The organism is Nocardia spumae (assembly GCF_020733635.1).
Classification (GTDB): Bacteria; Actinomycetota; Actinomycetes; order Mycobacteriales; family Mycobacteriaceae; genus Nocardia; species Nocardia spumae.
Genome location: NZ_JAJFZL010000001.1, coordinates 2,880,789 through 2,904,921, shown reverse-complemented (window position 1 = coordinate 2,904,921; position 24,133 = coordinate 2,880,789). Strand labels below are relative to the sequence as shown.

General features: G+C 68.9%; 26 protein-coding genes. 8 read left to right on the top strand and 18 right to left on the bottom strand.

Annotated elements, in window-relative coordinates:
- Window positions 1–12 precede the first annotated feature (12 nt).
- The 3 genes from LKD76_RS12865 to LKD76_RS12855 are packed head-to-tail and all read right to left on the bottom strand — an operon-like array spanning window position 13 to window position 2,646.
- Window positions 13–765, bottom strand: coding sequence for an ABC transporter ATP-binding protein (locus LKD76_RS12865; protein ID WP_227981398.1), 753 nt, complete (start codon window positions 763–765; stop codon window positions 13–15).
- The gene (locus LKD76_RS12860; protein WP_227981396.1) at window positions 762–1,601 is read right to left on the bottom strand and encodes an ABC transporter permease; all 840 of its coding nucleotides are present in this window, start codon (window positions 1,599–1,601) and stop codon (window positions 762–764) included. Before LKD76_RS12860 ends, LKD76_RS12865 begins: the two co-directional genes overlap by 4 nt.
- A gap of 1 nt (window position 1,602) precedes the next feature.
- Entirely contained in the window at window positions 1,603–2,646 is a 1,044-nt protein-coding gene (locus LKD76_RS12855) for an NrtA/SsuA/CpmA family ABC transporter substrate-binding protein (RefSeq protein ID WP_227981394.1), read from the bottom strand.
- 283 nt (window positions 2,647–2,929) lie between these two features.
- Between LKD76_RS12855 and LKD76_RS12850 the strand changes: the two genes are divergently transcribed.
- Window positions 2,930–3,676: an IclR family transcriptional regulator gene (locus tag LKD76_RS12850; protein ID WP_227985232.1), complete on the top strand. Its 747-nt coding sequence runs from the start codon at window positions 2,930–2,932 to the stop codon at window positions 3,674–3,676.
- Between the two features lie 93 nt (window positions 3,677–3,769).
- Here the strand turns inward: LKD76_RS12850 and LKD76_RS12845 are convergent, their stop codons facing one another.
- The 7 genes from LKD76_RS12845 to LKD76_RS12815 form a co-directional block, all read right to left on the bottom strand.
- The gene (locus LKD76_RS12845) at window positions 3,770–4,303 is read right to left on the bottom strand and encodes a VOC family protein (RefSeq protein WP_227981392.1); all 534 of its coding nucleotides are present in this window, start codon (window positions 4,301–4,303) and stop codon (window positions 3,770–3,772) included.
- Window positions 4,304–4,468: 165 nt separating this feature from the next.
- Entirely contained in the window at window positions 4,469–4,873 is a 405-nt protein-coding gene (locus LKD76_RS12840; protein WP_227981390.1) for a hypothetical protein, read from the bottom strand.
- A gap of 63 nt (window positions 4,874–4,936) precedes the next feature.
- Complete coding sequence (locus tag LKD76_RS12835; RefSeq protein ID WP_227981388.1) at window positions 4,937–5,698, bottom strand: ABC transporter permease; 762 nt, start codon at window positions 5,696–5,698, stop codon at window positions 4,937–4,939.
- An 8-nt stretch (window positions 5,699–5,706) separates the two neighbouring features.
- Entirely contained in the window at window positions 5,707–6,486 is a 780-nt protein-coding gene (locus LKD76_RS12830) for an ABC transporter ATP-binding protein (protein ID WP_227981386.1), read from the bottom strand.
- Window positions 6,483–6,881 (bottom strand): DUF1048 domain-containing protein, encoded by a 399-nt coding sequence (locus LKD76_RS12825; RefSeq protein WP_227981384.1) that lies wholly within the window; start codon window positions 6,879–6,881, stop codon window positions 6,483–6,485. The genes LKD76_RS12830 and LKD76_RS12825 overlap by 4 nt, the downstream gene beginning before the upstream one ends.
- Complete coding sequence (locus LKD76_RS12820; RefSeq protein WP_308188525.1) at window positions 6,878–7,207, bottom strand: PadR family transcriptional regulator; 330 nt, start codon at window positions 7,205–7,207, stop codon at window positions 6,878–6,880. The genes LKD76_RS12825 and LKD76_RS12820 overlap by 4 nt, the downstream gene beginning before the upstream one ends.
- A 301-nt stretch (window positions 7,208–7,508) precedes the next feature.
- The gene (locus LKD76_RS12815; RefSeq protein WP_227981380.1) at window positions 7,509–9,569 is read right to left on the bottom strand and encodes an MMPL family transporter; all 2,061 of its coding nucleotides are present in this window, start codon (window positions 9,567–9,569) and stop codon (window positions 7,509–7,511) included.
- A 117-nt stretch (window positions 9,570–9,686) separates the two neighbouring features.
- Here LKD76_RS12815 and LKD76_RS12810 point away from each other — a divergent pair, with 117 nt between their 5' ends.
- On the top strand, window positions 9,687–10,202 hold the full coding sequence (locus LKD76_RS12810; protein ID WP_227981379.1) for a MarR family winged helix-turn-helix transcriptional regulator: 516 nt from the start codon (window positions 9,687–9,689) through the stop codon (window positions 10,200–10,202).
- Window positions 10,203–10,232: 30 nt separating this feature from the next.
- Here the strand turns inward: LKD76_RS12810 and LKD76_RS12805 are convergent, their stop codons facing one another.
- The 5 genes from LKD76_RS12805 to LKD76_RS12785 form a co-directional block, all read right to left on the bottom strand.
- On the bottom strand, window positions 10,233–11,309 hold the full coding sequence (locus LKD76_RS12805) for a saccharopine dehydrogenase family protein (RefSeq protein ID WP_227981377.1): 1,077 nt from the start codon (window positions 11,307–11,309) through the stop codon (window positions 10,233–10,235).
- A 75-nt stretch (window positions 11,310–11,384) separates the two neighbouring features.
- Window positions 11,385–12,098, bottom strand: coding sequence for a cation efflux transmembrane domain-containing protein (locus tag LKD76_RS12800; RefSeq protein WP_372465799.1), 714 nt, complete (start codon window positions 12,096–12,098; stop codon window positions 11,385–11,387).
- Entirely contained in the window at window positions 12,098–12,427 is a 330-nt protein-coding gene (locus tag LKD76_RS12795; protein ID WP_227981375.1) for an ArsR/SmtB family transcription factor, read from the bottom strand. Before LKD76_RS12795 ends, LKD76_RS12800 begins: the two co-directional genes overlap by 1 nt.
- A 27-nt stretch (window positions 12,428–12,454) precedes the next feature.
- Window positions 12,455–13,381, bottom strand: a complete 927-nt coding sequence (locus LKD76_RS12790) for a universal stress protein (RefSeq protein WP_227981373.1) — start codon at window positions 13,379–13,381, stop codon at window positions 12,455–12,457.
- Between the two features lie 141 nt (window positions 13,382–13,522).
- Complete coding sequence (locus LKD76_RS12785; protein ID WP_227981372.1) at window positions 13,523–15,568, bottom strand: NAD(+) synthase; 2,046 nt, start codon at window positions 15,566–15,568, stop codon at window positions 13,523–13,525.
- Window positions 15,569–15,799: 231 nt separating this feature from the next.
- Between LKD76_RS12785 and LKD76_RS12780 the strand changes: the two genes are divergently transcribed.
- The 6 genes from LKD76_RS12780 (at window position 15,800) to LKD76_RS12755 (ending at window position 21,485) form a co-directional block, all read left to right on the top strand.
- A complete protein-coding gene (locus LKD76_RS12780; RefSeq protein ID WP_227981370.1) occupies window positions 15,800–16,618 on the top strand; it encodes a sigma 54 modulation/S30EA ribosomal C-terminal domain-containing protein in 819 nt (272 codons plus the stop codon).
- Between the two features lie 104 nt (window positions 16,619–16,722).
- Window positions 16,723–17,208, top strand: coding sequence for a pyridoxamine 5'-phosphate oxidase family protein (locus LKD76_RS12775; protein ID WP_308188524.1), 486 nt, complete (start codon window positions 16,723–16,725; stop codon window positions 17,206–17,208).
- A 97-nt stretch (window positions 17,209–17,305) separates the two neighbouring features.
- Window positions 17,306–17,950, top strand: a complete 645-nt coding sequence (locus LKD76_RS12770) for a response regulator (RefSeq protein ID WP_227985229.1) — start codon at window positions 17,306–17,308, stop codon at window positions 17,948–17,950.
- 82 nt (window positions 17,951–18,032) lie between these two features.
- Window positions 18,033–19,031, top strand: a complete 999-nt coding sequence (locus LKD76_RS12765; RefSeq protein WP_227981368.1) for an Acg family FMN-binding oxidoreductase — start codon at window positions 18,033–18,035, stop codon at window positions 19,029–19,031.
- A 72-nt stretch (window positions 19,032–19,103) separates the two neighbouring features.
- Window positions 19,104–19,658, top strand: a complete 555-nt coding sequence (locus LKD76_RS12760) for a flavodoxin domain-containing protein (protein ID WP_227981366.1) — start codon at window positions 19,104–19,106, stop codon at window positions 19,656–19,658.
- Between the two features lie 99 nt (window positions 19,659–19,757).
- Window positions 19,758–21,485, top strand: a complete 1,728-nt coding sequence (locus tag LKD76_RS12755; RefSeq protein ID WP_227981365.1) for a GAF domain-containing sensor histidine kinase — start codon at window positions 19,758–19,760, stop codon at window positions 21,483–21,485.
- Window positions 21,486–21,493: 8 nt separating this feature from the next.
- On the opposite strand, the gene LKD76_RS12750 is transcribed toward LKD76_RS12755, so the two are convergent.
- The 3 genes from LKD76_RS12750 to LKD76_RS12740 are packed head-to-tail and all read right to left on the bottom strand — an operon-like array spanning window position 21,494 to window position 24,018.
- Window positions 21,494–22,408, bottom strand: coding sequence for a universal stress protein (locus LKD76_RS12750; RefSeq protein WP_227981363.1), 915 nt, complete (start codon window positions 22,406–22,408; stop codon window positions 21,494–21,496).
- 25 nt (window positions 22,409–22,433) lie between these two features.
- Complete coding sequence (locus tag LKD76_RS12745; protein WP_227981362.1) at window positions 22,434–23,027, bottom strand: Rv1733c family protein; 594 nt, start codon at window positions 23,025–23,027, stop codon at window positions 22,434–22,436.
- 13 nt (window positions 23,028–23,040) lie between these two features.
- On the bottom strand, window positions 23,041–24,018 hold the full coding sequence (locus LKD76_RS12740; RefSeq protein WP_227981361.1) for an Acg family FMN-binding oxidoreductase: 978 nt from the start codon (window positions 24,016–24,018) through the stop codon (window positions 23,041–23,043).
- Window positions 24,019–24,133 lie beyond the last annotated feature (115 nt).

The window sequence follows — 24,133 nt, the reverse complement described above, 5'->3', positions numbered from 1 at the left end:
ATGCTCCTGAGGTCAAGAGGTCCGGTGGTTGTCGGTGACGCGCCCGACGCCGAGTTCGGCGAGCAGACCCGCCCGATAGCGCAGGGCGTCGGGATCCGTGCGGTCCCGGGGGTGCGCGAGATCGATCTCGATGTCGACGGCGAAGCGGCCGCGGTCCAGGACGAGTACGCGGTCGGCGAGCCGGACCGCCTCGTCCACGTCGTGGGTGACCATGAGCACGGCGGGGCGATGACGGTCCACCAGGTCGCCGACCAGATCCTGCATCTGCAATCGGGTCAGCGCGTCCAGGGCCGCGAAAGGCTCGTCGAGCAGCAGCAGTTCGGGTTCCCGGACCAGAGCGCGGGCCAGCGCCGCACGCTGGGCCTCACCACCGGAGAGGGTGGCCGGCCACTGCCGGGCCTTCGGTTCGAGACCGACCTCGGCCAGCGCGCGTAAGCCCGCTTCGCGCGTCGATTTCGCCCGGCGCTGCCCGACGATCACATTGGCCAGCACCCGCTTGGACGGAATGAGACGTGGCTCCTGGTAGACGGTGGTGCGGACGGCCGGCACCAGCACCTGCCCCGCATCCGGCGCTTCCAGCCCGGTGAGCAGGCGTAGCAGGGTGGTCTTACCGGTGCCGCTGGGACCGAGCAGTACCACGAATTCGCCCCGGCGGACGGTCAGGTCCACACCGTCGAGAACGACCTTGTCGCCGAACGCTTTTCGCAATCCCTCGATGCGCACGGCCGCCGGTGCGCAGGTGCGCGATTCGTCCACGGCGGTCACCGGATCGCGACCTGTCCGCGCCAGGGCATCGCGAAGCGTTCGATCAGCCGCACCACGCCGTCGAAGATCAGGCCCAGCAGCGCGTAGAGCACGACGCACAGGACCATGTAGTCGGTGCGGTTGTATTCCTGTGCGAGGGTGACCAGGTATCCGACGCCCTTGCTGGTGCCGACCTGCTCGGCGGCGATCAGACCGGTGATGCTGATGGACAGGCACACTCGCAGCGCCATGAGTATGCCGGGCAGCGCCGAGGGCACAATCACCTCGAGCACCAGCCGGGGCCCGGTCAGGCCGAATCCGCGCGCCGCCTCCACCACCTTGCGGTCCACATTGCGCACCCCGAGGTAGGTGTAGGCGTACATCGGCGCGACGGTGGCCACCGCGATGAGCAGCACCTTGTACAGCTCGTCGATACCGAACCACGCGATGAACAGCGGCACCAGCGCCAGGAACGGGACCGCGCGCACGATCTGCATCGTGGAATCGACCAATTCCTCACCGAGACTCGACAATCCGGCCACGAGACCGAGTAGCAGACCCGCGGTCACCCCCAGCAGCACTCCGAAGGCCGCGCGAGTGAACGAGGCGAGCGCGAAGTCGGCGAGCTGGCCGTTGCGCAGCAGTTCGGTGAACGCCGACCAGACCTTCGGCGGTCCGGCCAGCACCTCCGGTGACAGCGCACCGGTCGCCGAACCGATCCACCAGCCGGCCACGATCAATACCGGCAGCAGGATGCGCAGCGGCACCGAAAGCCATGCGGGCCTGCGCTTGTCCACCCTGCCGCGCGGTGGTGCGAGCGAACCGGCCGGGGCGGCCGGAATGACGACGGCGGTCATCTCAGCGCCCCTTCTGCACTGCGGCCAGCTGATCGGGGCTGAGTTTGGCCCTCAGGTCATAGAAGATGTCGGCGGCGGTGACGGTGCGGCTGATCACGCCGTTGTCGGCGAACAGATTCACCACATCGGCGAGGTCGGCGGCGTCGGAGTCGCGCGGCAGCCGCGGGATGGTGGCCTCACCGTCGACCCGCAGCGCATCCGCGAGCCGGGCGCCGCTGAGCGCCCTGGGCCCGCTCTGCTCGAAGACGTTCTCGAACGCGGTCGGATTGTCGTGCTGCTGGGCGGTGAGCCCTTGCAGCACCTCGAGATACTTGGCGGCGACTTCCGGCCGCTTGTCCAGGATTTCGGTGCGGAACACCACCACCGTGTTGTCCTTGGAGCCGATGCTCTGCTCGGTGGCGATCTCGACGCCGCCGTTGGCCTTGGCCTCCTGATAGGGCACCAGGAACGAGGCCCATGCGTCGACCTTTCCGGTGGCGAACGCGGAGGCGGCGTCCTTCTGCTGCAACGGAACCCGCGTCACGGTGCCGGCCGGCACTCCGGCCTGGGCCAGGGCCTTGAGCAGGATGTACTCACCCTTCGCCGCCGGATTCACCGCGACCCGCTTGCCGACCAGATCGGTCACCGAGTGGATGCCGGACTCCTTGGTGGCGATGATGCCGCTCTGGTCCTTGCCCGCCGGATCCTGCACCGCCACGATCCGTACCGCCACATCCTTGGACAGTGCGCCGACGACGGGACTGAACGCGGCCCCCGACACGTCGAGCTGGCGGGTGTTGAACAGCTTCAGCATGGAGCTGAAACCCGGTGTGGTGGTGACCCATTCGACCTTCGCGCCGAGTGGGGCCAGGGCCTTGTCGAAGATCCCGTCCCGCTTGGCCACCGCCAGCGGGCCCGAATTGCCGGGATCGGCCACCTTCAGCACCAGCTCACTGCCCGGACCGGTGTCGGTGGCGGCTCCGGAGCCACATGCCGCCACCACCGCGACGACGGGAGCGAGCGCGAGCGCCAGTCGCCAACCGTGTGGCCTGCGCGTGCGGAACATCGTGGAGCACCTCTTCCGAATTCATGGCCCGAAGTCGAGCGACTACCCAGCGACAGTAGGTCCGCACGGGATTCGGTACGAGGTAATGCTTTCCGTAGATCGGAAGGCTTGACGGATCATTCCTACTGGGTGTATCCGGGCCGGAAATAGCGCGGTACTGGTGAATCAGGTTCGGCAGTCCAGGTTTTCGCGCGCCGTGAGCCAAAGTCGCAGGGCGCTCACTTTCCAGATATTGGAACAGATCGCCGTCGGTGTGCCGATCGCCTGTGTTACCGTCGCCATCGTGGAAGCCTCCGGTGTGCAGACCGTCGCCCGCGCCCTGTCGGTCCTCGACTGTTTCCGTGACGGCGAGGATCGTGGCGTATCGGAAGTCGCCCGCCGGCAGGGGCTCGCGGTCAGCACCACCCACCGGCTGCTCTCCGCCCTCGTGCAGGCCGGATTCCTGGACAAGGACGAAACCTCCAGCCGCTACCGGATGGGCGGGGCGCTGGCCGAATACGGCCAGATCGCCTACCGCCAGCACCGCATCTACCTCGCCGAACCCAGCCTCGAACAGCTCGCGGCCACGACCGGAGCCAATGTCTCGGTCGCGATTCGCCACAGCATCCACGCCGTATTGCTCGGCACCAGCCGCTGGCGTGACACCGACGGCCACCGCCTCATGGGCGTACGCCTACCCCTGCATGCCAGCGCCTTGGGCAAGGCGCTGCTCGCCTGGTCCGACACCTCCGGCGATTTCCTCGCCACCCTCCCCTACGACGAGGGCACCACCCGATCGGTCTCCAGCCCGGCCGAACTCCGTGCCGAACTGGACCTCGCCCGTGCCCGCGGCTACGCCTACAACGACGAGGAACTCGACCCCGGCTTCCGCACCATCGGCCTGCCCATCCTCACCCCGGCGGGAGACTGCCGCTTCGCCCTGGGCCTGCGCGGGCCCGTCACCCTGATGATCCCGGAACGACTTCCGTTCCTCGTCGAACTGGCCAAGGTGACGGCGGCCGACATCGCCGCTCGCTTCGCCGACGTGTGATCGCGACCGTTATCCGCCCACAGCCGCGCTGTCATCCCGCGAAGCACCGTAATCGGCTGCGCCCCAGCACAGTAGGGCCGGGGCGCCACCGAGTCAGCGCTGCGCGGCGCGGTTCGCCGCGACTCGCATCCACACCTGCGGGTCGGTACGCGGGCCACCGGGAGTCGACGCACCGTAGCGGGCGATCTCGGCCGCGATATCGAGGGGAGCTGTCATCGCGGCGCCGGGTCCCAATGCCCGCTCCACATGCTCGTCGGGCACCAGCCAGCACACCTCGAACTCGATACCGTCGGGGTCACGTCCGTACAGCGCCTTGGTCGACGCGTGATCCGACGCGCCGGTCAGGGCCCCGGCATCCACCAGGCGCCGCTGCAGCGACTCGAGTTCGGACAGCGTCTCCACCTCCCAGGCGACATGGTAGAGGCCGACCGACCCGGCGACCGGGGCCGGCCCGCCGCGCGCTTGGAACAGCCCGAGATCGTGATCGTTGGCCGATCCCGCGTGTCGCAGAAAGGCAGCTCCGGGGAAGCTCTCGGGCAGACGCCGGAATTCGAGCACGTCCTCGTAGAACGCGAGACTGCGCCGCAACTCCGATACGTACAGCACCACATGATTGATCCCACGCATACCTCTTGCGCCCTCCTCGACGCCCGCTCCACCGATCGCGAGTGGTGAAGATCGGGAAATATCACCATCGTCCCCGAATCCGGCCTTGGTCGTCCCACCCTGTCCCGAAGGCCGGTATCCGAGGGTTCTCGCCGGTTCGCCCGCACGAGCGGTGACGTCTCCGCTTCAGCCCTCGGGGGCCGGCACCCAGCGGCGGAGAGCGTCGATGGTGGTTTCCGGAGAGGTGTTGAAGCAGAACCGGATCCCGGGGGCGATCTCGGTGAGGGTGTTGATCAGGCGCTCGAACAGCAGAGTGTGCTCCGATGCCATGCGGACGCCCGCGCCGATCATCGCCACCCGGAAGCCGCGGCCCGCGACGCGGTCGCGCAGCGTCGCCTCCGCCGCATCGGGATCCGCGGGAAGCTCGCAGCTGGTCACCTCGAACCCGGCCGCGCGCAGTGCCGCGCTCCCCGCGGCGATCCGCGCGGTGAGGGTTGCCTCGTCGAGACCCGGATATCGGGTGTAGTCCACCGCGCTGGGATGCAACCCGATCGACAGTACGGCCGTGGTGATCGAATCAGTTCGTGTCATCGCGTCCTCCGAGACGATCGAGCGGCCGCGGTCGGCCGACCACGGGCGGAACCCAGTGTGACACTAGGAGATCCGGCGGCGGTATGCGGCCATGGCCGCGATATAGGCGACGACCAGGATGCCGGCGCACCAGCCCAGCGCGATCCAGATCCCGGTACCGACCGGCTGCTGGGTGAACAGGTCTCGGATCGCGTTGACGATCGAGGTCACCGGCTGATGTTCGGCGAAGGCGCGCACCGGGCCGGGCATCGTCGCGGTGGGCACGAAGGCCGAGCTGATGAACGGGAGGAAGATCAGCGGGTAGGAGAACGCGCTCGCGCCGTCCGGAGTGCTCGCGGTGAGACCCGGGATGACGGCGATCCACGTCAGCGCCAGTGTGAACAACATCAGGATCCCGGCGATCGCCAGCCAGGCCCCTACTCCGGCGCCGGAGCGAAATCCCATGAGCAGCGCGACGAGCACGACGACCACGAGTGAGATCAGATTCGCGACGAGTGACGTCAGCACGTGCGCCCACAGCACCGACGACCGCGCGATCGGCATGGACTGGAACCGCTCGAAGATGCCGTTGTTCTTGTCCTGGAACAATCGGAACGCGGTGTAGGCGATACCCGACGCCACCGTGATGAGCAGAATGCCCGGCAGCAGATATTGCACATACGAATGGGTGCCCGCGTTGATCGCGCCGCCGAACACGTAGACGAACAGCAGCAGGAACGCGATCGGCATGACCACGGTCGTGATGATCGTGTCCATGCTGCGCGTGATGTGGCGCAGGGACCGTCCCAGCAGGACGGCGGTGTCACCGAGGAAATGCTTCGTCATCGGAATCCTCACTTCTGCGCGCTGACGCCACGGTCACCGACGATGGCGAAGAAGATGTCTTCGAGCGTCGGCTTCTTCTCGACATATTCGACCTCGGCCGGCGGGTGCAGCCGCTCGAGTTCGGCCAGGGTGCCGTTCACGATGATCCGGCCCTCGTGCAGGATGGCGATCCGGTCGGCGAGGTGTTCGGCCTCCTCCAGGTACTGCGTCGTGAGCAGGACGGTGGTACCGCGCTCGGCGAGTTCGGCCACGGCCCGCCACACCTCGAGACGCGCCTGCGGGTCGAGCCCGGTCGTCGGCTCGTCGAGAAAGACCACCGGCGGATCCCCGATGAGGCTCATCGCGATATCGAGACGCCGGCGCATACCACCGGAATACGTCGACACCTTCCGCGCGGCCGCGTCGGTCAGGGCGAAACGCGCGAGCAGATCGTCCGCGACCGCACCCGGATTCCGCAGATGCCGAAGCCGGGCTACCAGTACGAGATTCTCACGCCCGCTGAGGATTTCGTCGACAGCGGCGAATTGCCCGGTGAGACTGATGGACTCCCGCACGCGCATCGCCTCGGTGGCGACGTCGAACCCGTTGACACCGGCCGTGCCCGCATCGGCCTTCAGCAGCGTCGCGAGGATTTTCACGACCGTGGTCTTTCCTGCTCCGTTGGAGCCCAGCAGTGCGAAGATGCTGCCGCGCGCAACGTCGAAATCCACCCCGCGCAGCACATTCAGCTGCTTGTAGGATTTCTCCAGACCCCGCACCCGGATGGCCGGCGCTTGTGCTGTCGTCATCGAACGTCCTCGTTCTGTTGTCCGGTGTCTTCGCCGGCGGCCTGCGCGATGGCGCCGCGCAGCCGATCCCGCTCCCGCCTGATCCACGACTCGTCCTGGTAGTTGCGGCCGAATGCCTCGATGAACTCCACCGGTTCCGCCCCGACGACCTGCCGGATCCCGAGCCCGTCCGCCGCGCTCTGCTCGAACAGATCGGCGAGGTCATCGAACATCGAAACACCGCCGCCCGCACCGAAATACATCAGATATCGCTGGAATGCCTCGATCGCGGCGCGGTAGGGCTCGGGAAGCGCTTTGACCCGCGCCCGGTACTGCCACCACCGCCGCTTCTCGCCGATGTCACCGATCACCGTCGAGATGATCTTGGCGGCCATATTCGAGTCGGACATGGTCATTTCCCTCCTTCGTGGAGCTGTTCGAGCCGTTCGGAGAGGAAGCTCCAGGTCCTCCAGAACTCGTCGAGATATTCCCGACCCTGTGTGTTGAGCGAATACACCTTGCGCGGCGGCCCCTTTTCCGACGGGACCTTCTCCACGTCGACGAGGCCGCGCTTCTCGATCCGGACGAGCAGGGCGTAGACCGTGCCCTCGGCGATATCGGAGAAGCCCTGCTCACGCAGCCACGCGGTGATCTCGTAGCCGTATGCGGATCGCAACGACAGGATCGCCAGCACGATGCCCTCCAGCGTGCCCTTCAGCAGCTCTGTCATCTGCTTGCCCACGGGCCACACCTCCCTGTCACTACTAAGCATCAATGAGTACTAGTAGATAGTAACACTGAGTAGCGCGGCCGCAAGGGGGCCTCGAGAAGGGATCGACGGAAATCACCGGATTCGAACGGCGGGAATCCCGGCGCCGGCCCAGCGGCCCGGCACGCGGACGGAGTTGCGGACCACGCCGGGGCATCGAATCCGGCGCGGTCCAGCCGCAACTATATACGTTCTACGTACACAGATAGTAGTTGGTTGCGGCGCAGCGGGATTCGGCGCCGGAACTCACCGGCGCCGAATCGCGCCCGCGGAGTCACCTGGCGCGCGACGGTTCGGATCCCTCCCGCGCATCCGGCGCCGCCTCCCGCATCCAGCGTCCCGGCCACCAGATCGGCCGGCCGATGAGGGCGAAAAGCGCCGGAATGACGACGGTGCGGACCACGAAGGTATCGAGCAGAATGCCGAGGCCGACCACGATGCCCAGCTGGGTCAGGGTGATCAGCGGCAGGACGCCGAGCACGGCGAACACCGCGGCCAGGACGACGCCCGCGCTGGTGATGACACCGCCGGTGGAGGCCACCGCACGCACGATGCCGCCGGTCACCCCGTGGCCGGGGGTTTCCTCACGAGCACGGGTGACCAGGAAGATCGTGTAGTCCACCCCCAGCGCGACGAGGAACAGGAATGCGAACAGCGGCACGTTGGTGTCCAGCGCCGGGAACCCGAAAAGGTGTGCGCTGAGCAGACTTCCGATGCCCAGCGCGGCCAGCGCGCTCAACACGGTGACCCCGACCAGCACCAGCGCGGCCGGCACCGCCCGCAGCAGCACCAGCAGCACGATCAACACCACCGCCAGGATCAGCGGGATGATCAGCAGCTGATCGCGCCGGGCCGCGTCACGGGTGTCGGATGCGACCGCATCCGATCCGCCCACCAGGGCCTGCGCGTCCGGCACCTCGGCCAGTCCCGCACGCAGACGCGCCACGGTGGCGAAGGCCGCCGCCGAAGCCGGTGGCGCGTCGAACACCACCGACCAGCGCGTCGATCCGCTCGCCGACACCCCGCCCGGCGTCGCCCGCACCACCCCCGGGGTTCGATCGAGGACCGCCTGCACTCGGGGCGCGGCCTCCGTTCTCGCCACCACGATCGCGGGATCGCTCGCGCCGGAGGAGAAGTGCTCGCCGAGCGCGCGCAGCCCGTCGACCGATTCCGCCCGCACCCGGAATTGCTCCGATTGCGCGAGTCCGACATGAGCGAACGGGAGCGCGGCGGCACACGCCGCCAGGACGACGAGCGTCCCGGCCACGACCGCCGCCGGACGCCGGACCACCCGCTCGGCGAGCGTGTACCAGGCACCGGATCGCGCCGCGTCCCGGCCGTCGGGGCGGGGCACGAAGGGCCAGAACACCTTTCGGCCACACAGGGCCAGGGCCGGCGGCAGCGCCGTCAGCACGAAGATCGCCGCGATCAACAGGCCCGCCGCACCGAAGGCGCCCAGCGCCCGGGTGTTGGGCAGCAGGGCCAGCAGCAATGTCAGCAAGGCCAGGACCACGGTCAGATTACTGGCCAGCACCGCGGGACCGGCCCGGCGCACCGCGATGCGCAGCGCCTCCCGATGATCCTCGGTCCGGTGCAGCTCATCGCGATACCGCGATACCAGCAGCAGTGCGTAGTTCGTCCCGGCGCCGAATACCAGCACGCTGGTGATCCCCGAAGTCGAGCCGTCGAAGGTCAGCCCGCTCGCCTGCGCCAGGAGGTTGCCGACCGAGGCGGCGACCCGGTCGGCGACCGCCACCACCGACAGCGGAACCAGCCACAGCACCGGAGACCGATACGTGGCGATCAGCAGCACCATCACCACGGCGGCCGTGACCGCGAGCAGCAGCGTATTCGCGCCGGAGAAGGAATCGGCGATATCGGCCCCGAAGGCCGGACCACCGGTGACCCGCAATCTCAGCTCGGCCGGTGCGCCGCTGCGCGCCGCGGCACGCAATTGGTCGATCCGGTCGGTCAGCGCGAAGCCGTTGAGCTGCGCGGACACCGGGACCTGCCCGAGCGCGGCACGCCGGTCCGGCGCCACCACCACACCGGCACCGGGGGCGTCACCACGCATTCGCGTGAGGGCCGCATCGGCCGCGGCGTGGTCCGCGGCGGTCAGATCGGCGCCGTCGGCCCGGGTGACGATCAGCACCGCGGCGGCGGAGTCTCCGCCGGGAAAGCCAGGCAGCAGCTGCTGCACGCGGGCGGCTTCGGCGTTGTCCGGCAACGATTTCGGCGCCGTGCCGCTCGACTCGTTCCCGCCGGAGAGGCCGAGGATAGCGACGGCGGCGACCACCACGGCCAGCAGCACGAGCCAGCCCCTGCGACCCGCCACGACTCGCGCATATCGGTTCCACAGTCCCACGAGCAAACTATTTCAGATACTTAACTAATGCGCAACGGTGACCGCCACCGCCGACTACGCTGAGCACACCGGAGAAAGGAGACGACCGTGGCCGAGCGCTCGACCGGAGCGGCGAACCCCAGCCGCGAACGCGAGGGGCTCGAAAGGACCATCGCCCGCGACATCCGGGCACTCAGCGCCGTCTCCGACCAGATCTCGCATTTCTTCGCCCACTCGAACAAACTGCGGCCCAACGACTTCCGCGCCCTCACTCATATCGCGACCGCGGACGCGGAAGGCAGCCCGCTCACCGCCGGGCAACTGCGCACGCTGCTGGGCGTCTCCCCCGCCGCCATCACCTACCTCGTGGAACGGATGATCGAGTCGGGCCATATCGTGCGGGAAGCCGACGCGAGCGACAAGCGCCGCGTCCTGCTGCGCTACAGCGGCCACGGGATGGACGTGGCCGCGGGATTCTTCGCCCCGATCGGCGCGCGGACCCGCACCGCGCTGGCCGATCTGCCCAACGCCGATCTCGAGGCCACCCACCGGGTGTTGACCGCCATCGTCGGCGCACTGCGCGAGCACGGCACGGCGATGGCGCATCCGGACCCAACGGGCTGAGCGCCGGCCCACCGGTCCCGGATACGACCGCTACCGCAACCCGGCGTCGGCCGCGGCCGCGGACACCGCGTCCAGACCGAAGGCTTCGACGGGACCGAGTGCGCCGGTGTCGCGCAGACCTCCCGACAGCGCGGTCCGCGCACCCCAGGCGAGGATCGCGGCGGTGAAGTCGTAGGGATCGCCTCCGGCGAGGGTTTCCGAGGCCAGCACGCGCCCGGCGCCGTCGCGCACCTCGGCGACCGCCCAGGTGCGGGTGCGCGCCCGGTCGGTCGCGCCGGGACCGCCCGTCGATCCCTTGACGACGCTGCCCAGTGCCGCCTCGGCCAGCCGCCGCACCGGCGTCACCCGTGCGGTGAGATCGGTGATGAGTGAGGTGAGCTGCAGCCCGCGCGCGGCTCCCGGCGGCAGACCCAGGAAGACATCGGCAGCACGCAGATTCGGGTGGGATCGATGCAGGATCAGGTGTTCCGAACCCGGAATCGACACCCCGGTGCGCACCCGGCCGCGCACATCGAAAGTCCGGACCCGCGTACCGGAACGCTGCGGCACGACGTCTCCGTTCCGCAGCGCGAAACCGCGTTCGAACAGCATGCCCGCCATGGATGCCCGGGTGCCGCCGCTGGTGCCCGGGCCGGCGATGAAGTAACCGATATCCGCTCCGGCGGCGTCCGGCGCCGCCCGCAAGGCCTTGGCGGCGGCCAGATTGCCCGGCACGTAATCGAATCCGAAGGCCGGCAGCAGCGCCACGCCCGCCGCGCGGGCCTCGGCGTCACGATCGAAGACATCGCGAATGAACGGCCCCTCGCCGGTCGAGTCGACGTAGTGCGCGCCCGCTCCGAGCGCGGCGGCCAGCGCCGGACCGCCGTATCGCAGGAACGGTCCCACCGTCGTCACCAGCACATCACCGCCACCGAGCAGCCTGCGCACCGAATCCGGATCGCCGACATCGGCGACCGCGGTCTCGGCGCCACCCAGATCGGCGGCCAGTGTCGCCAGCGCGCCGGCGTTGCGCGCGGCCAGCACCGGTGCGGCACCACCGGCGAGCAGGGCCTCGGCGGTGAGCCGGCCGGTGTATCCGGTCGCCCCGAACAACACGATCTTCGCCATCGCCATCACCCGCGTTTCTGTTCGATGCCCGACATCTGCACGGTATCGGACGAACGCGCCGCCGGCAGCGACCACTCAGTCACAGCAGGCGCAGTCGTGCCCCTCGGATGGAGCACCGTCACGCACGACCGGTGCGGGACAACAGGTCTCACCGCGCCGGGCATCGACGCCCTCCTTCACCGCGATCGCGGCGATGACCAGGCCGGCGACCGGATCCGCCCACGACCACCCGAACAGGCTGTTGAGCAGCAGTCCGATCAGCAGCACCGCGGACAGATAGGTACACAGCAGGGTTTGCGCGGAGTCGGCGACCGCGGAGGCCGAGCCGAGTTCGCGACCGGCGCGGCGCTGGGCGTACGAGAGCATCGGCATGACCACCAGACTGGTCGCGGCCAGAGCGATCCCGACCGCCGAGTGACGAGCGTCGGCGGCGCCGAGCAGACCGCGCACCGACTCCACGGTGACGTACACCGCCAGCGCGAAGAAGGACAGCGCGATGACGCGGAGCGCGGCCTTCTCCCGTCGTTGCGGATCCCGGCCGGCGAACTGCCAGGCGACCGCAGCCGCCGAGGACACCTCGATCACCGAGTCGAGTCCGAACCCGATCAACGCGGTCGAGGAGGCGCGGCCGCCCTCGGTGAGCGCGACAACCGCCTCGACCACGTTGTAGGAGATCGTCGCCGCGACGAACCAGCGGATCCGGCGCATGAGCGTCGCCCGGCGTGCCGCCGGCATCCCGGTCGCACGCGGGCCGGGACCCACCACGGGAATGTCCGGTGGGGTCGTCATCAGCAGCACCCGTCCGCGTCGGCGACCGGGCAGCAGGCCGGATCGACGGCCAGTACCAGACCGAGCAGATCGGTCAGGGCGGCCGCGATGCGCGCATCGGCGAGTTCGTAGCGGTTGCGGCGCCCCTCCGGCACGGCCACCACCAGACCGCAACCACGCAGGCAGGCAAGGTGATTGGACAGAATCTGCCGGGAGACCCCGATCCTGTCGGCCAACTCGGACGGATATCCCGGCCCCGTTCGCAAGCTCAACAGCACGTCGGTCCGGGTCGGATCGGACAGTGCATGTCCGAACCGGGACAGGGCGTCGCGATGCAGGAGAGCTTCCACAGGTCTAATAATACAGATTTCGGTGTATCAATTGTGCTGGGGATGCACCACCATCACCGGACACCAGGCGTGCTGGACGAGGGAGCGCGAGGTCGAGCCGAGCAACGCCCGCACCCCACCGCGCCCCCTGCTGCCGACGACCAGCAACTGTGCCGTCTTCGACGAATCCAGCAGCACCGCAACGGGATCGGCGAGACTCACCCGGCGGGTCACCGGCACGTCCGGATACTTCTCCTGCAGGCCCGCCAGCCGTTCGGCGAGCAATGCCCGCTCTCGCACCTCGATCTCCGGCACCGAGAACAGCAGGTGCGGCTCATCGGCGAACTCACCGTTGTAGACGTCGTGACACACGTGCACGGCGACCAGCTCGGCCTCACGTTCGGCTGCTTCCTCGAACGCGGCCCCGACGGCCTCCTCACTGATCGAACTGCCGTCCACCCCGACCACCACCGGCCCCTCGCTGTGGACACCATCCGCCGCGCGCGGATCGGTCCGTACCACCAGCACCGGACCCGGCGCGTTCGCGCTGACGGCCGCCACCGTCGACCCGAAATGGCCGGGCAGCCGACTGAGGCCGTCGGCCGCCAGCACCACCGCGTAGGCCGTGGCGCTCGCACCGACCAGCACGGTCGTGGGATCGGATTCGGCCACCTCGGTCGATATCCGCAATCCGGGCAGCACCGCCCGCACTCGCTGCGCGGCCCGTTCGACCAGCATCTCGCCCTGTTGCCGGGCGGCCGCCACCACGGCGGCCACGGGTGTGCCGGGCATACCGAAGCCGCGCTGGATCCGGCGCAGATCCAGCGCGTGCACGATGTGTAGTTCCCGTCCCCGCTGCGCGGCCATTCCAGCGGCCCAGTCCACCGCGGTATTCGCGGCCGCGGATCTGTCCACGCCGACCACGACCGGGGCCGAGGCGAGGTGACGCGTGTCGGGAGATGCGTTCGATGTCATGTCCGGATCCCCTTCCGAAGTGACGGCACGGCGCAGAATGCGGCCTTGTAGTCACCGTAGCGACGACGACCCCGCACGCGATGCGGCCGAAAGTCCTCAGTGGGCGCCCCGGCGGCACCGGTACCCGGCGCCGCCATCGGCTCAGTCCGGAACGTTGCGGATGAGTTCGTCCAGCCAGGCGGCCGCCGAGGCATCGCTGGGCGCGCGCCAGTCTCCACGCGGCGACAGCGAGCCACCGGAGCCGACCTTGGGCGCATTGGGCAGGGTGGATCGTTTGAACTGACTGGTCTGGACGAACCGGCGGAGGAATTCCGCGAGCCAGTGTTTGATGGTCGCGAGGTCGTATTCGTGTCGCTGGTCGGCCGGGATCAGGTCCGGCCACGCGCCGCGCGTGCGATCCGCCCAGGCGTGGTGGGCCAGATAGGCGATGCGGCTGGGGAGGAATCCGTACCGCAGCAGGTAGTAGAGGTGGAAGTCCTGCAGTTCGTAGGGACCGACCGTGGCCTCCGAACTCTGGATCGCCTCGCCCGGAACCAGTTCCGGGGAGATCTCGGTATCGAGGACCGACCGCAGCACCGTGCTCGCGTCCGGGCCCAGATCTCCCCGATCGGCGGTCCACGCGATCAAATATTTGATCAGCGTCTTGGGCACCGAGGCATTCACGCTGTAGTGCGCCATATGGTCGCCGACGCCGAAGGTGCACCAGCCGAGGGCCAGTTCGCTCAGATCACCGGTGCCCACGACGAGCCCGCCGTGCATATTCGCGAGCCGGAACAGATGGGACGTGCGTTCACCGGCCTGCACGTTCTCGTAGGTGATGTCGTAGACGGCCGCACCCCGCGCGGCCGGATGGCCGAGATCGCGCAGCATCTGCTCCGCCGACGGCCGGATGTCGATCTCACCGGCCGTGGCGCCGACCGCCGCCATCAACCGGCGCGCGTTGTCCAGGGTGCGGCTGCCGGTAGCGAAACCCGGCATGGTGTAGGCGAGCACATTCGACCGCGGCAGCCCGAGCCGGTCCATGGTCTGGGCCGCGACGATCAGCGCGAGAGTCGAATCGAGCCCACCGGAGACACCGATCACCAGATGCCGCGATCCGGTCGCGGCCAGCCGGGTCGCCAGGCCCGCCACCTGGATGTGATGGACCTCCGCACATCGCTGGTTCCGCACGGCCGGATCGGCCGGGACATAGGGGAAACGCGCTATGTCGCGGCGCAGTGCCGGCGCCCCGCCCGGGATCGGCGCGGCGAACTCGATCCGGCGGAACCGTGTCACCCGATCGTGGTGGTCGTGCGCGTTGTCGGTGAAGCTGCCCATGCGCAGCCGGTCCGCGGCCAGGCGCCGCAGATCCACATCGGCGGTGATCAGCTGCGGATCGGGGCCGAACCGCTCGCTCTCGGCCAGTAGATTGCCGTTCTCACAGATCAGGGCTTGCCCGTCCCACGCCATATCCGTCGTGGATTCCCCGTGTCCCGCCGCGGTGTAGAGGTAGGCCGCGACATTGCGCGCCGACGTCGACACGCACAGCTCCCGGCGATAATCCGCCTTGCCGACCACGATATTGCTGGCCGACAGATTCACCAGCACGGTGGCGCCCGCCAGGGCGGCGAATACATTGGGTGGCAAAGGAACCCACGCGTCCTGGCAGATTTCCACGCCCGCCACGAAGCCGGGCAGATCGGTTGCCTCGAACAGCAGATCGGCACCGAAGGGCACGCGCTGCCCGGCCACGGTGATGTGATCGTCGACGGCGTCGCGAGCGGCGGCGAACTGCCGCTTCTCGTAGAACTCCTGGAAGTTCGGCAGATAGCTCTTGGGCACCACGCCCAGTACCCGCCCCCGGTCGACGACCAGGGCACAGTTGAACAACCGATCCCGCACCCGCAGCGGTGCGCCCACCACCATGACGGTGTCGATCTCCGCGCTGTCGGCGATCACCCGGGCTACCGCCGCCGATACGGCGTCGTCCAGCGCGTCCTGGTGGAACAGGTCGTCGGCGGTGTAGCTGGACAGGCCCAGTTCCGGAAATACCGTCAGCACAACGGAATCGGCGGCCGCCCGCCGGGCCAGCAGCACCGTCTGCTCCGCGTTGTAGGCCGGATCCGCCACCCGGACCGCCGGCACCGCGACACCCACCCGGGCGAACCCGTGACGATACAGCGAACGGAACTCCGGCTCCTGAACCATCGCAACTCCTGCACGTTGACCGGCCCGTCGGCCGGCCCGTCGCGGCGGCCGCGGTACCGAGGATCCTCGATCGACGGGTATTCCCGGTCCATCTCACCACGGACCGGCCGCGCCGGCCGCGCACGCGCGGCCGCGGCGGGGGCCCGGTCGGCATCGTGGTGATCATTCGGGACCTTCGACCCTGGTGACGGTCGACTCCTTCGGGTGGTATCGACGCCGAGGAGCGTGACAATGACACTCGGATCCACCGTCCCCGCCGACCCGTGCCCGGGCCCCCGCGACAGGCCGGGCGACATCCCCTCTCCGATCATCGTCCCCGCGGTCGACATCCGGACCGACCCCCGGATTCCGGCCATGTTCGCCGAGTACGCGCGACAACGTATCCGCGCGGCGGCCCAGCGGTGCCCGTTTCCGATCAGGTCGATTCGCGTGCGATTGGCCGACCATCACGACACCGCGGTCTCGCATGCCTTCGTCGCACAGGCCGACATCGTCACCTCCAGGATGGTCCGGATCCAGGTGACGGGCGCGACGGCGCGGGAGGCGGTGGACGCGCTGCAGGCCCGCGCCCGCGCCCGGCTACACACCCTGCCCGCGCCGCGCCCCGCACCCTGGAGCCACTGCGAGCCCCAGGCTGCCACATTGCTGTTCCTGCGACCGGTTCGAGAACGAAAGGTAGTGCGCACCAAATGTTTTCACCTGATCGAGCGCACGCCTGCCGAGGCCGCGGTCGATATGACGTTGATGGACTACACCTTCGAGTTGTTCCGCGAGACGGGCGCCGAGACCGACAGCGTGCTGTACCGCACCGGGCACGACGGATATCGGCTCATCCGGCTGGACCGTCGACCGGTTGCTGTTCACACGGACCCCCGGCAGATCACCGTCGACCCGCGACCGGCACCGCGATGGGACCGCGAGCAAGCACTGGTGCGCCTGTCGCTGAGCGGATTGCCGTTCCTGTTCTACCGCGACCGGGATCTCGACCGCGGCTGCGTGCTGTACCACCGCTACGACGGACATTACGGGTTCATGACCTCCCGGCGGTGATCACCGGAATCCCTGGCGCGGTGGACCTTCGGCTCTAGCCGCCACGCCCGCGCCGATGGTGCGCTGTGATGACCGTACCCCTCGCCTCGAAAGGTACTGCTGCTGTGACCTCGCCGGACCCCGCCGCCGACGGCGCACCCAACCTGGTGATCGCGCTCGATCGCCTGGAAGCGATGCGCCTGCTCACCGGAATCGGCTACGGGCGTATCGTCTTCACCCGCGACGCGCTGCCGGCGATCCGCCCGGTGAATCACCTGGTCGACACGGACGGGAACATCGTCGTGCGCACCCGGCTGACCTCTCGGCTGACCTCGTCGATCCGGGCCGACCCACAGGTGGTCGTCGCCTACGAAGCCGACGATATCGATCCGGTCACCCACACCGGGTGGTCGGTCGTGGTGACCGGACTCGCCCGCGCCGTCACCGAACCCGCCCGGATCGCGTGGTACGAGCACCGATTGCGGCCGTGGGTGGCCGCGAGTATGGACACGGTCGTGGCCATCGAGCCCGCGATCGTGACCGGTGTCCGGCTGCTCGGCGCCACCGATTCGGCCACCGGGGTCGAGCCGAGTGGCTACGGCGCCCACTGATCTCACCGTCAGGAAAGGACTTTGGTCCATGACGTGGCGGCGACCGGGTGATTATGGTGAGAGCACCATCGTCGTTACTCCCGATTGGACACCCACCATGATCAAGGTGTTCCTGGTCGACGACCACGAGATCGTCCGGCGCGGCCTGAGCGACCTGCTCGACGGCGATCCGGACCTGTCCGTCGTCGGTGAGGCGGGCTCGGTGTCCCAGGCACTGGCCCGGATTCCCGCGCTGCGCCCCGATGTCGCGGTGCTCGATGTCCGCCTGCCCGACGGCAACGGCATAGAACTGTGCCGCGAACTGCTGTCCAGACTCGACGGGCTGCGGTGCCTGATCCTCACCTCGTTCACCGATGAGCACGCCATGCTGGACGCGATCCTCGCCGGGGCCAGCGGATACGTGGTCAAGGACATCAAGGGTATGGAACTCGCGAAGGCGGTCAAGGACGTCGGCTCCGGAAAATCACTGCTGGACAACCGTGCCGCGGCCGCGCTCATGGAACAGCTCCGGCACGGCACCGAGCCCGAGGGACCGCTGGCCACGCTCACCGACCAGGAACGCAAGCTCCTCGATCTGCTGGGCGAGGGCCTGACCAACCGGCAGATCGCCGAACGCATGTTCCTGGCGGAGAAGACGGTCAAGAACTACGTCTCGCGACTGCTGGCCAAACTCGGTATGCAGCGCCGCACCCAGGCGGCCGTCTACGCCACCCGCATGCATACCGAGCACAACTCGGACTGACACGCCCGGGGTGACCATCGGCCCTGCGCGCCGAGGGACAACGCCCGTATCGACACCCGGAAACCGCTGTGAGACTTCTCGTATGACCACGACAGCTCATTCGAAGGCCTTGGACAGGCCGGATGAGGCGATGGTCACCGCCGTGCTCCGGCTCGCACAGCGAGCGCCCTCGGTCCACAACACCCAGCCGTGGCGATGGCGTTTCGACGGCGAACGACTACACCTGTTCACCGATCCCGATCGGGTCCTGCCGGCCGCCGATCCGCACGGCCGTGAACAGGTGATCAGTTGCGGCACGGTGCTGCACCACGCCAGGACCGTCTTCGCCGCCCGGCGCTGGCATACCGACACGGTGCGGCTCCCCGACCCCTCGCACCCGGGCTACCTGGCGTTCATCGACTTCCGGCCCTGGCCCGACCCACCGGCGGGAATCGCGGGCCGCGCGGCCGCGATCAGCCGGCGGTACACCGATCGGCTGCCGATGGGCGAACCGCGGGACTGGGCCACGCTCGTGCCGAAACTGCAACAACTCGTCTCCCCCCACGGACTCGGTTGCGACGCCCTCGCCGGCGATATTCGTGCCCGAGTGGCCGCGGTATCGGACAACGCTTCGGCGGCACGCCGCGACGACTGGATGTATCAGGACGAATTGCACTGGTGGGCAGGACATTCCGGAACCACGGAAGGCGTCCCGCCGGGTGGCCTGATCTCCGACGCCGAATTGGCCCGCGTCGACATCGCGCGCCTGTTCCCGTCGGCGCCGCATTCGGAGCGCCGGCCCGGGCGCATCGATCGGGCCCGGCTCCTGGCCCTGAGCTCCCCCGACGAATCGCCGAGCAGCTGGTTGCACACCGGCGAGGCCTTGTCGGCGGTACTCCTGGAATGCACGGCCGCGGGACTGGGCACCTGCCCGGTCACCCACCTCACCGAGGTGCCGGCGGGCCGCCGGGCGCTGGCCGCACTGCTGCCCGGTCACGACTTCCCGCAGGTCCTCGTGCGGGTCGGCACCGCCCCGCCCGGCGAACCGCAACCGCCTCCCACACCTCGGCGCCACGTCGACGAGGTCCTCACCCTGAGCTGAGGGACGTTGGTCCATACCGCGTCGGGAACGATGGCTCTCGCCATGGCCCGCACCGCGGCGCAGGCTCATGATATGAATCACGAAACTCCTCGCATCGCGGTCGTATTCGCCACAGCGCAGGGGTCGACCAAGGCGATCGCCGAATGCATCGGGGCGGATCTGGCCCACCGCGGCGCACAGGTCGAGGTCGCCGACGCCGAGCACGCGCCCGAGCTCTCCCGATTCGATGCCGTGATCCTCGGCAGCGCCGTCCACAACGTCGATGTGCTCCCCGAGATGACAGCCTTCACGCGCGCCCACCGCCGCGAGCTCACCGACCGCGACGTCTGGTTGTTCACCGTCGGCCTGGGCCCGGCGCTGCGCGGCCCGATCGGCCGCCGGATCGGCCGCGTCGTGCCACCGAAGATCGCCGCCCTGCGTGATGCGGTGCAGGCGGTGGACTACAAGGCCTTCGCCGGACGCTTCGAGCATGTGGATGTCTCGTGGCGAGCAGGGGTCGTGTTCCGGTTGCTCTGCGGCGGCCGATACGGAGATCTGCGGGACTGGCCGTCGATCACCGAATGGACCGCCACTATCGCCCATGTCCTGCGACTTCCCCAGCCCACGACCACCATCACGTCTCCGTAACCCCGCATCCTTCGCGGTCCGAGTCGACAGCGGTACTCTTTCGACACAGCGCAAACAACTTCGTTTCGCCCAGTCGACATCGAATACAGGACTGACGACATGGCCGAGGAACAGCGATCCGGTCCGTACTCCGTACGCGGTACGTTGCAGCAGTTGCGACTGCGTGAGTTGCTGTCCGAGGTCCGCGATCGCGTCGACGAGATCATGGATTCCCGAGACCGGATGGACGGTCTGGTCGAGGCCATGCTCTCGGTCACAGCCGGATTGGATCTCGCCGAGACATTACGCGCGATCGTGCACGCCGCGATCAATCTGGTCGATGCCCGGTACGGGGCGCTGGGAGTGCGCGGCCACGACGAGCACCTGACGCAATTCATCTACGAGGGCATCGATGAGCCGACCCGCGAACTCATCGGCGATCTCCCCGAGGGCCACGGCGTGCTGGGGATGTTGTTCACCCAGCCCGCGCCCATCCGGCTCGAGGATCTCGCCGCGCACCCGTCCTCGGTCGGCTTCCCGCCGCATCACCCGCCGATGCGGACCTTCCTCGGCGTGCCCGTACACATCCGCAACGAGACCTTCGGCAACCTCTACCTCACCGAGAAGGCCGGCGGACAGCCCTTCACCGAGGACGACGAACTGATCGTGCAGGCACTCGCCGCCGCGGCCGGCATCGCGATCGAGAACGCCCGCCTGTACCAGGCGGCCCGCAACCGGCAGGTGTGGATCGAGGCCACCCGCGATCTGACCACCGAGTTCCTCGCCGCCACCGACCCGGACCAGGTACTGGGCCATCTGGTCGACCACGCCCGAGTGCTGACCGAGTCGGAACGGGTGCTGCTGGCCACGGTCGACGACCCCGATATACCGGCCCCCGAGATCACCGAACTGACCATCACCCAGTACTCCGGCGCGCGCATCGACGATACGGATGGTCGCCTCGCGGTGGTCGGAACGATCGGCAAGGCCTTCTCCGATCGCCTGCCCCAGCGTTTCGACAACGTGGCCGAACTGGAGTTCGCCGAGTTGTTTCCCACCGGGGGGCCGGTTCTGCTGATTCCCCTGCACACCCGCGACGCGCCGCAGGGCATCCTCATCACGGTGCGGTCCAAGGACGCGGCTCCCTACGACGACGAGATGCTGGGATTGGCGGCGGCGTTCTCCGATCAGGCGGCGCTGGCCATGCAGCTGGCCGCCACCTACCAGCGGCTGCGTGAACTGGACGTGCTCACCGACCGCGACCGGATCGCCCGTGACCTGCACGATCACGTCATACAGCGGTTGTTCGCGATCGGCCTGTCCCTGCAGGGCGCGGTGCCGCGCACCCGCGTGCCCGAGGTACGGACCCGGCTGATCGACGCGATCGACGGCCTGCAGGATGTGGTTCAGGAGATCCGCACGTCCATCTTCGATCTCCACGGCGGGACCAGCACCCGGTTGCGCCAGCGTCTGGACGAGGCGATCCGCCAGCAATGCGGTGACAGCGGGATCCGGACCAGATTGCGGGTGACGGGTCCGTTGTCGGTGATCAGCGCGCAACTGGCCGATCATGCGGAGGCCGTCGTGCGCGAGGGGGTCAGCAACGCCGTCCGGCACGCCCACGCCACGACCATCGAGGTCGACATCTCCGTCGACGACGACCTCGGCATCACGGTCTCCGACAACGGCTGCGGCATCGGCGCCGGCATCACGCCCAGCGGATTGACCAACCTCGAGCAGCGGGCGCAATCGCTCGGCGGCCGATTCTCCGTCGAAGCGAGATCCGCGGCCGACGGCGAGGCCGATCACCGCGGCACTCGCCTGAACTGGTCGGTGCCCCTGAGCTGATCACCGCGTCACTCGGCGTCGGCCGGCTGCCGCACGATGGTGATCGGACATTCCACCGACTGGAGCAGGGCCGCGCTGGTGGAGCCGAGCAGCATGCCGGTGAAACCGCCGCGGCCGTGGCTGCCGACCACCACCAGCTGGGCGTGTTCGGACGCTTCGAGCAGCGACCGCACCGGCCGGTCGAGCATCAGCTTCCGGGTGACCTTCACCTCCGGATAGCGTTCGGCGTAACCGGCGAGACTTTCCGCGAGAACGGCGTCTTCGGACTGTTCGACGGCATCCCAGCCGACGATCGCCGGATCCAGCGCCGTGCTGAGGTCACTCCAGGCATGCAATACCACCAATCCGACGTTGCGCCGCGACGCCTCCTCGAACGCGACCTCGAGCGCCGGAACGCTGTTGCCGGTGCCGTCGACGCCGACGAGAACCGGCTCGACCGCACTCACCGCGTCGATCGCCGACGTCGAATGCACCACGGTGACAGGGCATTTCGCATGACGGGTGATCGCCGAGGAGACCGAGCCGAGCAGGCTGCGGCGGAAGGCGCCCAGGCCACGGCTGCCCACCACGATCGCGTACGCCTGTTCCGACGCCTGAATCAGATGCCCGATGATCGTGTCGGTGGTGACCTCGGTCGTGATCACCGGCGGCTGCTCACCGGTGGCGGCGCGGGCGATCCTGGTCGCCTCGACGAGGGTTCGTTCACCGTCGAGATGCGACCAGCTCATATCGTCCTCGGTCTGAATGGGTGCCAGACCGAGCCCGTCGGCGACACCGATGGAGGTGACCAGGTGCAGGCGGCGATCGTGCAGCGCGGCATCGGCGGCCGCCCACGCGGCAGCGTGGTAGCCGACCGCCGAGCCGTCGACCGCCGCGATGATCGGCGCGTCGACACGGCGCTGCGGTACTGCGCGGTCGGTCATGACGTTCTCCTCACGGATCGAGTTCTCACTGAGTTCCGATGGGGCGGCTTATCGTTCGCCATTCCCGTGCCAGCGCGGCGCGGCGGCGAGCCTCGAACAACCACGCCGTGGCCGCGACCACTGTCACCGCCAGCCCGGTGATCTCGGCGAAACTCGCCACGCCGAGCCCGATGCCGCGCACCGCGGCGGTATCACCGGGCAGTGGCGCGGTGGTCATCCGGCCGTCGGGACCGAGCCAGATCGTCGTCTGTTCGCCGCGGCGGGCGGCATCGGCGACGGGTGCGGTGGCGGTGCCGGAGCGGCCGTCGTGGGTCCACCGCACGGTGGCGTCGGTGCGCTGCGCGGACAGCTCCGTCGCCGTGGTCGTCGTCCGGATCGGATCGTCGACGATGATCGCCGTGACCCGGGTCTTCGCGGCGTTGTCGGCCCTGATCTGCGCGGCGGCGTCGGTGTAGTGAGCGGTCCCCATCGCCGCGGACACCGGCACCGCGGCCAGCACGACCAGCACGGCCAGCATGCGAATCACGGCCTCCACCCGATCCGAGATCCGCATCAGCGGATTCGTGGTCCACGGACCGCTGCGCCACAGGCGAACCACCGGCGAGGGGTATCGCGTCATCCCAGCCACCTCCTCACCACGACGCCACGACCTCGTCCAGGGGCCGGCGCGGGGTCGCCGGCAGCGGCCCCGAATTCGTTGCGGCCCATCCGGTCCGGATGATCATCTGCGGAAATCCGCTGTCCTGGAGCAGCTCCGTACGCAGTTCACGCCGGACCTCGGGCACCTCGAGCGGATCGCTGAGCGGGCAGGTCGCCAGCCCGAAGACGGTCGCGGCCAACAGGATCGCGCTGGTCGCCTCGCCGGAGCGCAACCAGCTGATGCGTTCGTCACCGGCGGTGTACAGGATCAGCATGCGATCGGCGCCGTCCGCGTCGCCGACGATCGCCTCGGGCAGCCGCGGGTCGGCGAACGGCCGAGCGCGCGGCCCGGCCGTGACGACGGCGTTGCGGGCCGGTATCCCGTCCGCGACCGCGTGATGGCCGCTCCAGCGGGCCAGCTCGGCGCGATATCCGGCATCGGCGGCGTGGATCGCGGCGGCACGGGCGAACGCCCGCGACAGGTGGACGCGCCCGGTCTCGGGACCGATGTCACGAACCAGCACACCGCGGGTGGCGCCGGCGTCCACCAGCGCGTCGACGTGGATACCCGGCACGTCCCACGAGGTGTAGCGGCGGCGATCGGAGCGGCGATCGATGATCGCGCGCGCCAGCCGCACCGCCTTCGCCGTCGGCGGGGCCGGGCGGAACTGCACCGCTGCCAGGTGATTCGGCTCCACCGGATTCGGCAGCCGGTGCACCACCGTCGCCCAGCCCAGCGCGGCGGCCGCCACCTGCAGATGATGCAGTGCCGCACCACAACTCACGACGAGGTCGCGCTGGTCGGGGTCGGTGTGGCACAGCTGCCGATCGGGATCCGCGTAGAGTTGGACGGTCTCGTCGCCGATCCGCCACAGCCAGGGCTGGCTGTTGTGTACCGAGGGCGCGAGCACCGCGAGCGCCACCACTGTCATCAGAGTGTCGTGATCGGGTTGGTTCGCGACGGTACTCACAGTCGCTGTCCCTTCGGCTCGTGCGGCTTCGCACCTCAGCATCGCGCGCGCGGGGCTCGCGGAGCATGGCCGAAAGTCACTTCGAAGCCGAGTCTTCGGACAGTGGTCGGGACCG

Coding starts and splice junctions, on each gene's coding strand:
- LKD76_RS12860 (WP_227981396.1), bottom strand. CDS start 1,601: ATGACCGCCGTCGTCATTCCGGCCGCCCCGGCCGGTTCGCTCGCACCA.
- LKD76_RS12855 (WP_227981394.1), bottom strand. CDS start 2,646: ATGTTCCGCACGCGCAGGCCACACGGTTGGCGACTGGCGCTCGCGCTC.
- LKD76_RS12845 (WP_227981392.1), bottom strand. CDS start 4,303: ATGCGTGGGATCAATCATGTGGTGCTGTACGTATCGGAGTTGCGGCGC.
- LKD76_RS12840 (WP_227981390.1), bottom strand. CDS start 4,873: ATGACACGAACTGATTCGATCACCACGGCCGTACTGTCGATCGGGTTG.
- LKD76_RS12835 (WP_227981388.1), bottom strand. CDS start 5,698: ATGACGAAGCATTTCCTCGGTGACACCGCCGTCCTGCTGGGACGGTCC.
- LKD76_RS12830 (WP_227981386.1), bottom strand. CDS start 6,486: ATGACGACAGCACAAGCGCCGGCCATCCGGGTGCGGGGTCTGGAGAAA.
- LKD76_RS12825 (WP_227981384.1), bottom strand. CDS start 6,881: ATGACCATGTCCGACTCGAATATGGCCGCCAAGATCATCTCGACGGTG.
- LKD76_RS12805 (WP_227981377.1), bottom strand. CDS start 11,309: ATGGCGAAGATCGTGTTGTTCGGGGCGACCGGATACACCGGCCGGCTC.
- LKD76_RS12800 (WP_372465799.1), bottom strand. CDS start 12,098: ATGACGACCCCACCGGACATTCCCGTGGTGGGTCCCGGCCCGCGTGCG.
- LKD76_RS12790 (WP_227981373.1), bottom strand. CDS start 13,381: ATGACATCGAACGCATCTCCCGACACGCGTCACCTCGCCTCGGCCCCG.
- LKD76_RS12785 (WP_227981372.1), bottom strand. CDS start 15,568: ATGGTTCAGGAGCCGGAGTTCCGTTCGCTGTATCGTCACGGGTTCGCC.
- LKD76_RS12780 (WP_227981370.1), top strand. CDS start 15,800: ATGACACTCGGATCCACCGTCCCCGCCGACCCGTGCCCGGGCCCCCGC.
- LKD76_RS12770 (WP_227985229.1), top strand. CDS start 17,306: ATGATCAAGGTGTTCCTGGTCGACGACCACGAGATCGTCCGGCGCGGC.
- LKD76_RS12765 (WP_227981368.1), top strand. CDS start 18,033: ATGACCACGACAGCTCATTCGAAGGCCTTGGACAGGCCGGATGAGGCG.
- LKD76_RS12760 (WP_227981366.1), top strand. CDS start 19,104: ATGAATCACGAAACTCCTCGCATCGCGGTCGTATTCGCCACAGCGCAG.
- LKD76_RS12755 (WP_227981365.1), top strand. CDS start 19,758: ATGGCCGAGGAACAGCGATCCGGTCCGTACTCCGTACGCGGTACGTTG.
- LKD76_RS12750 (WP_227981363.1), bottom strand. CDS start 22,408: ATGACCGACCGCGCAGTACCGCAGCGCCGTGTCGACGCGCCGATCATC.
- LKD76_RS12745 (WP_227981362.1), bottom strand. CDS start 23,027: ATGACGCGATACCCCTCGCCGGTGGTTCGCCTGTGGCGCAGCGGTCCG.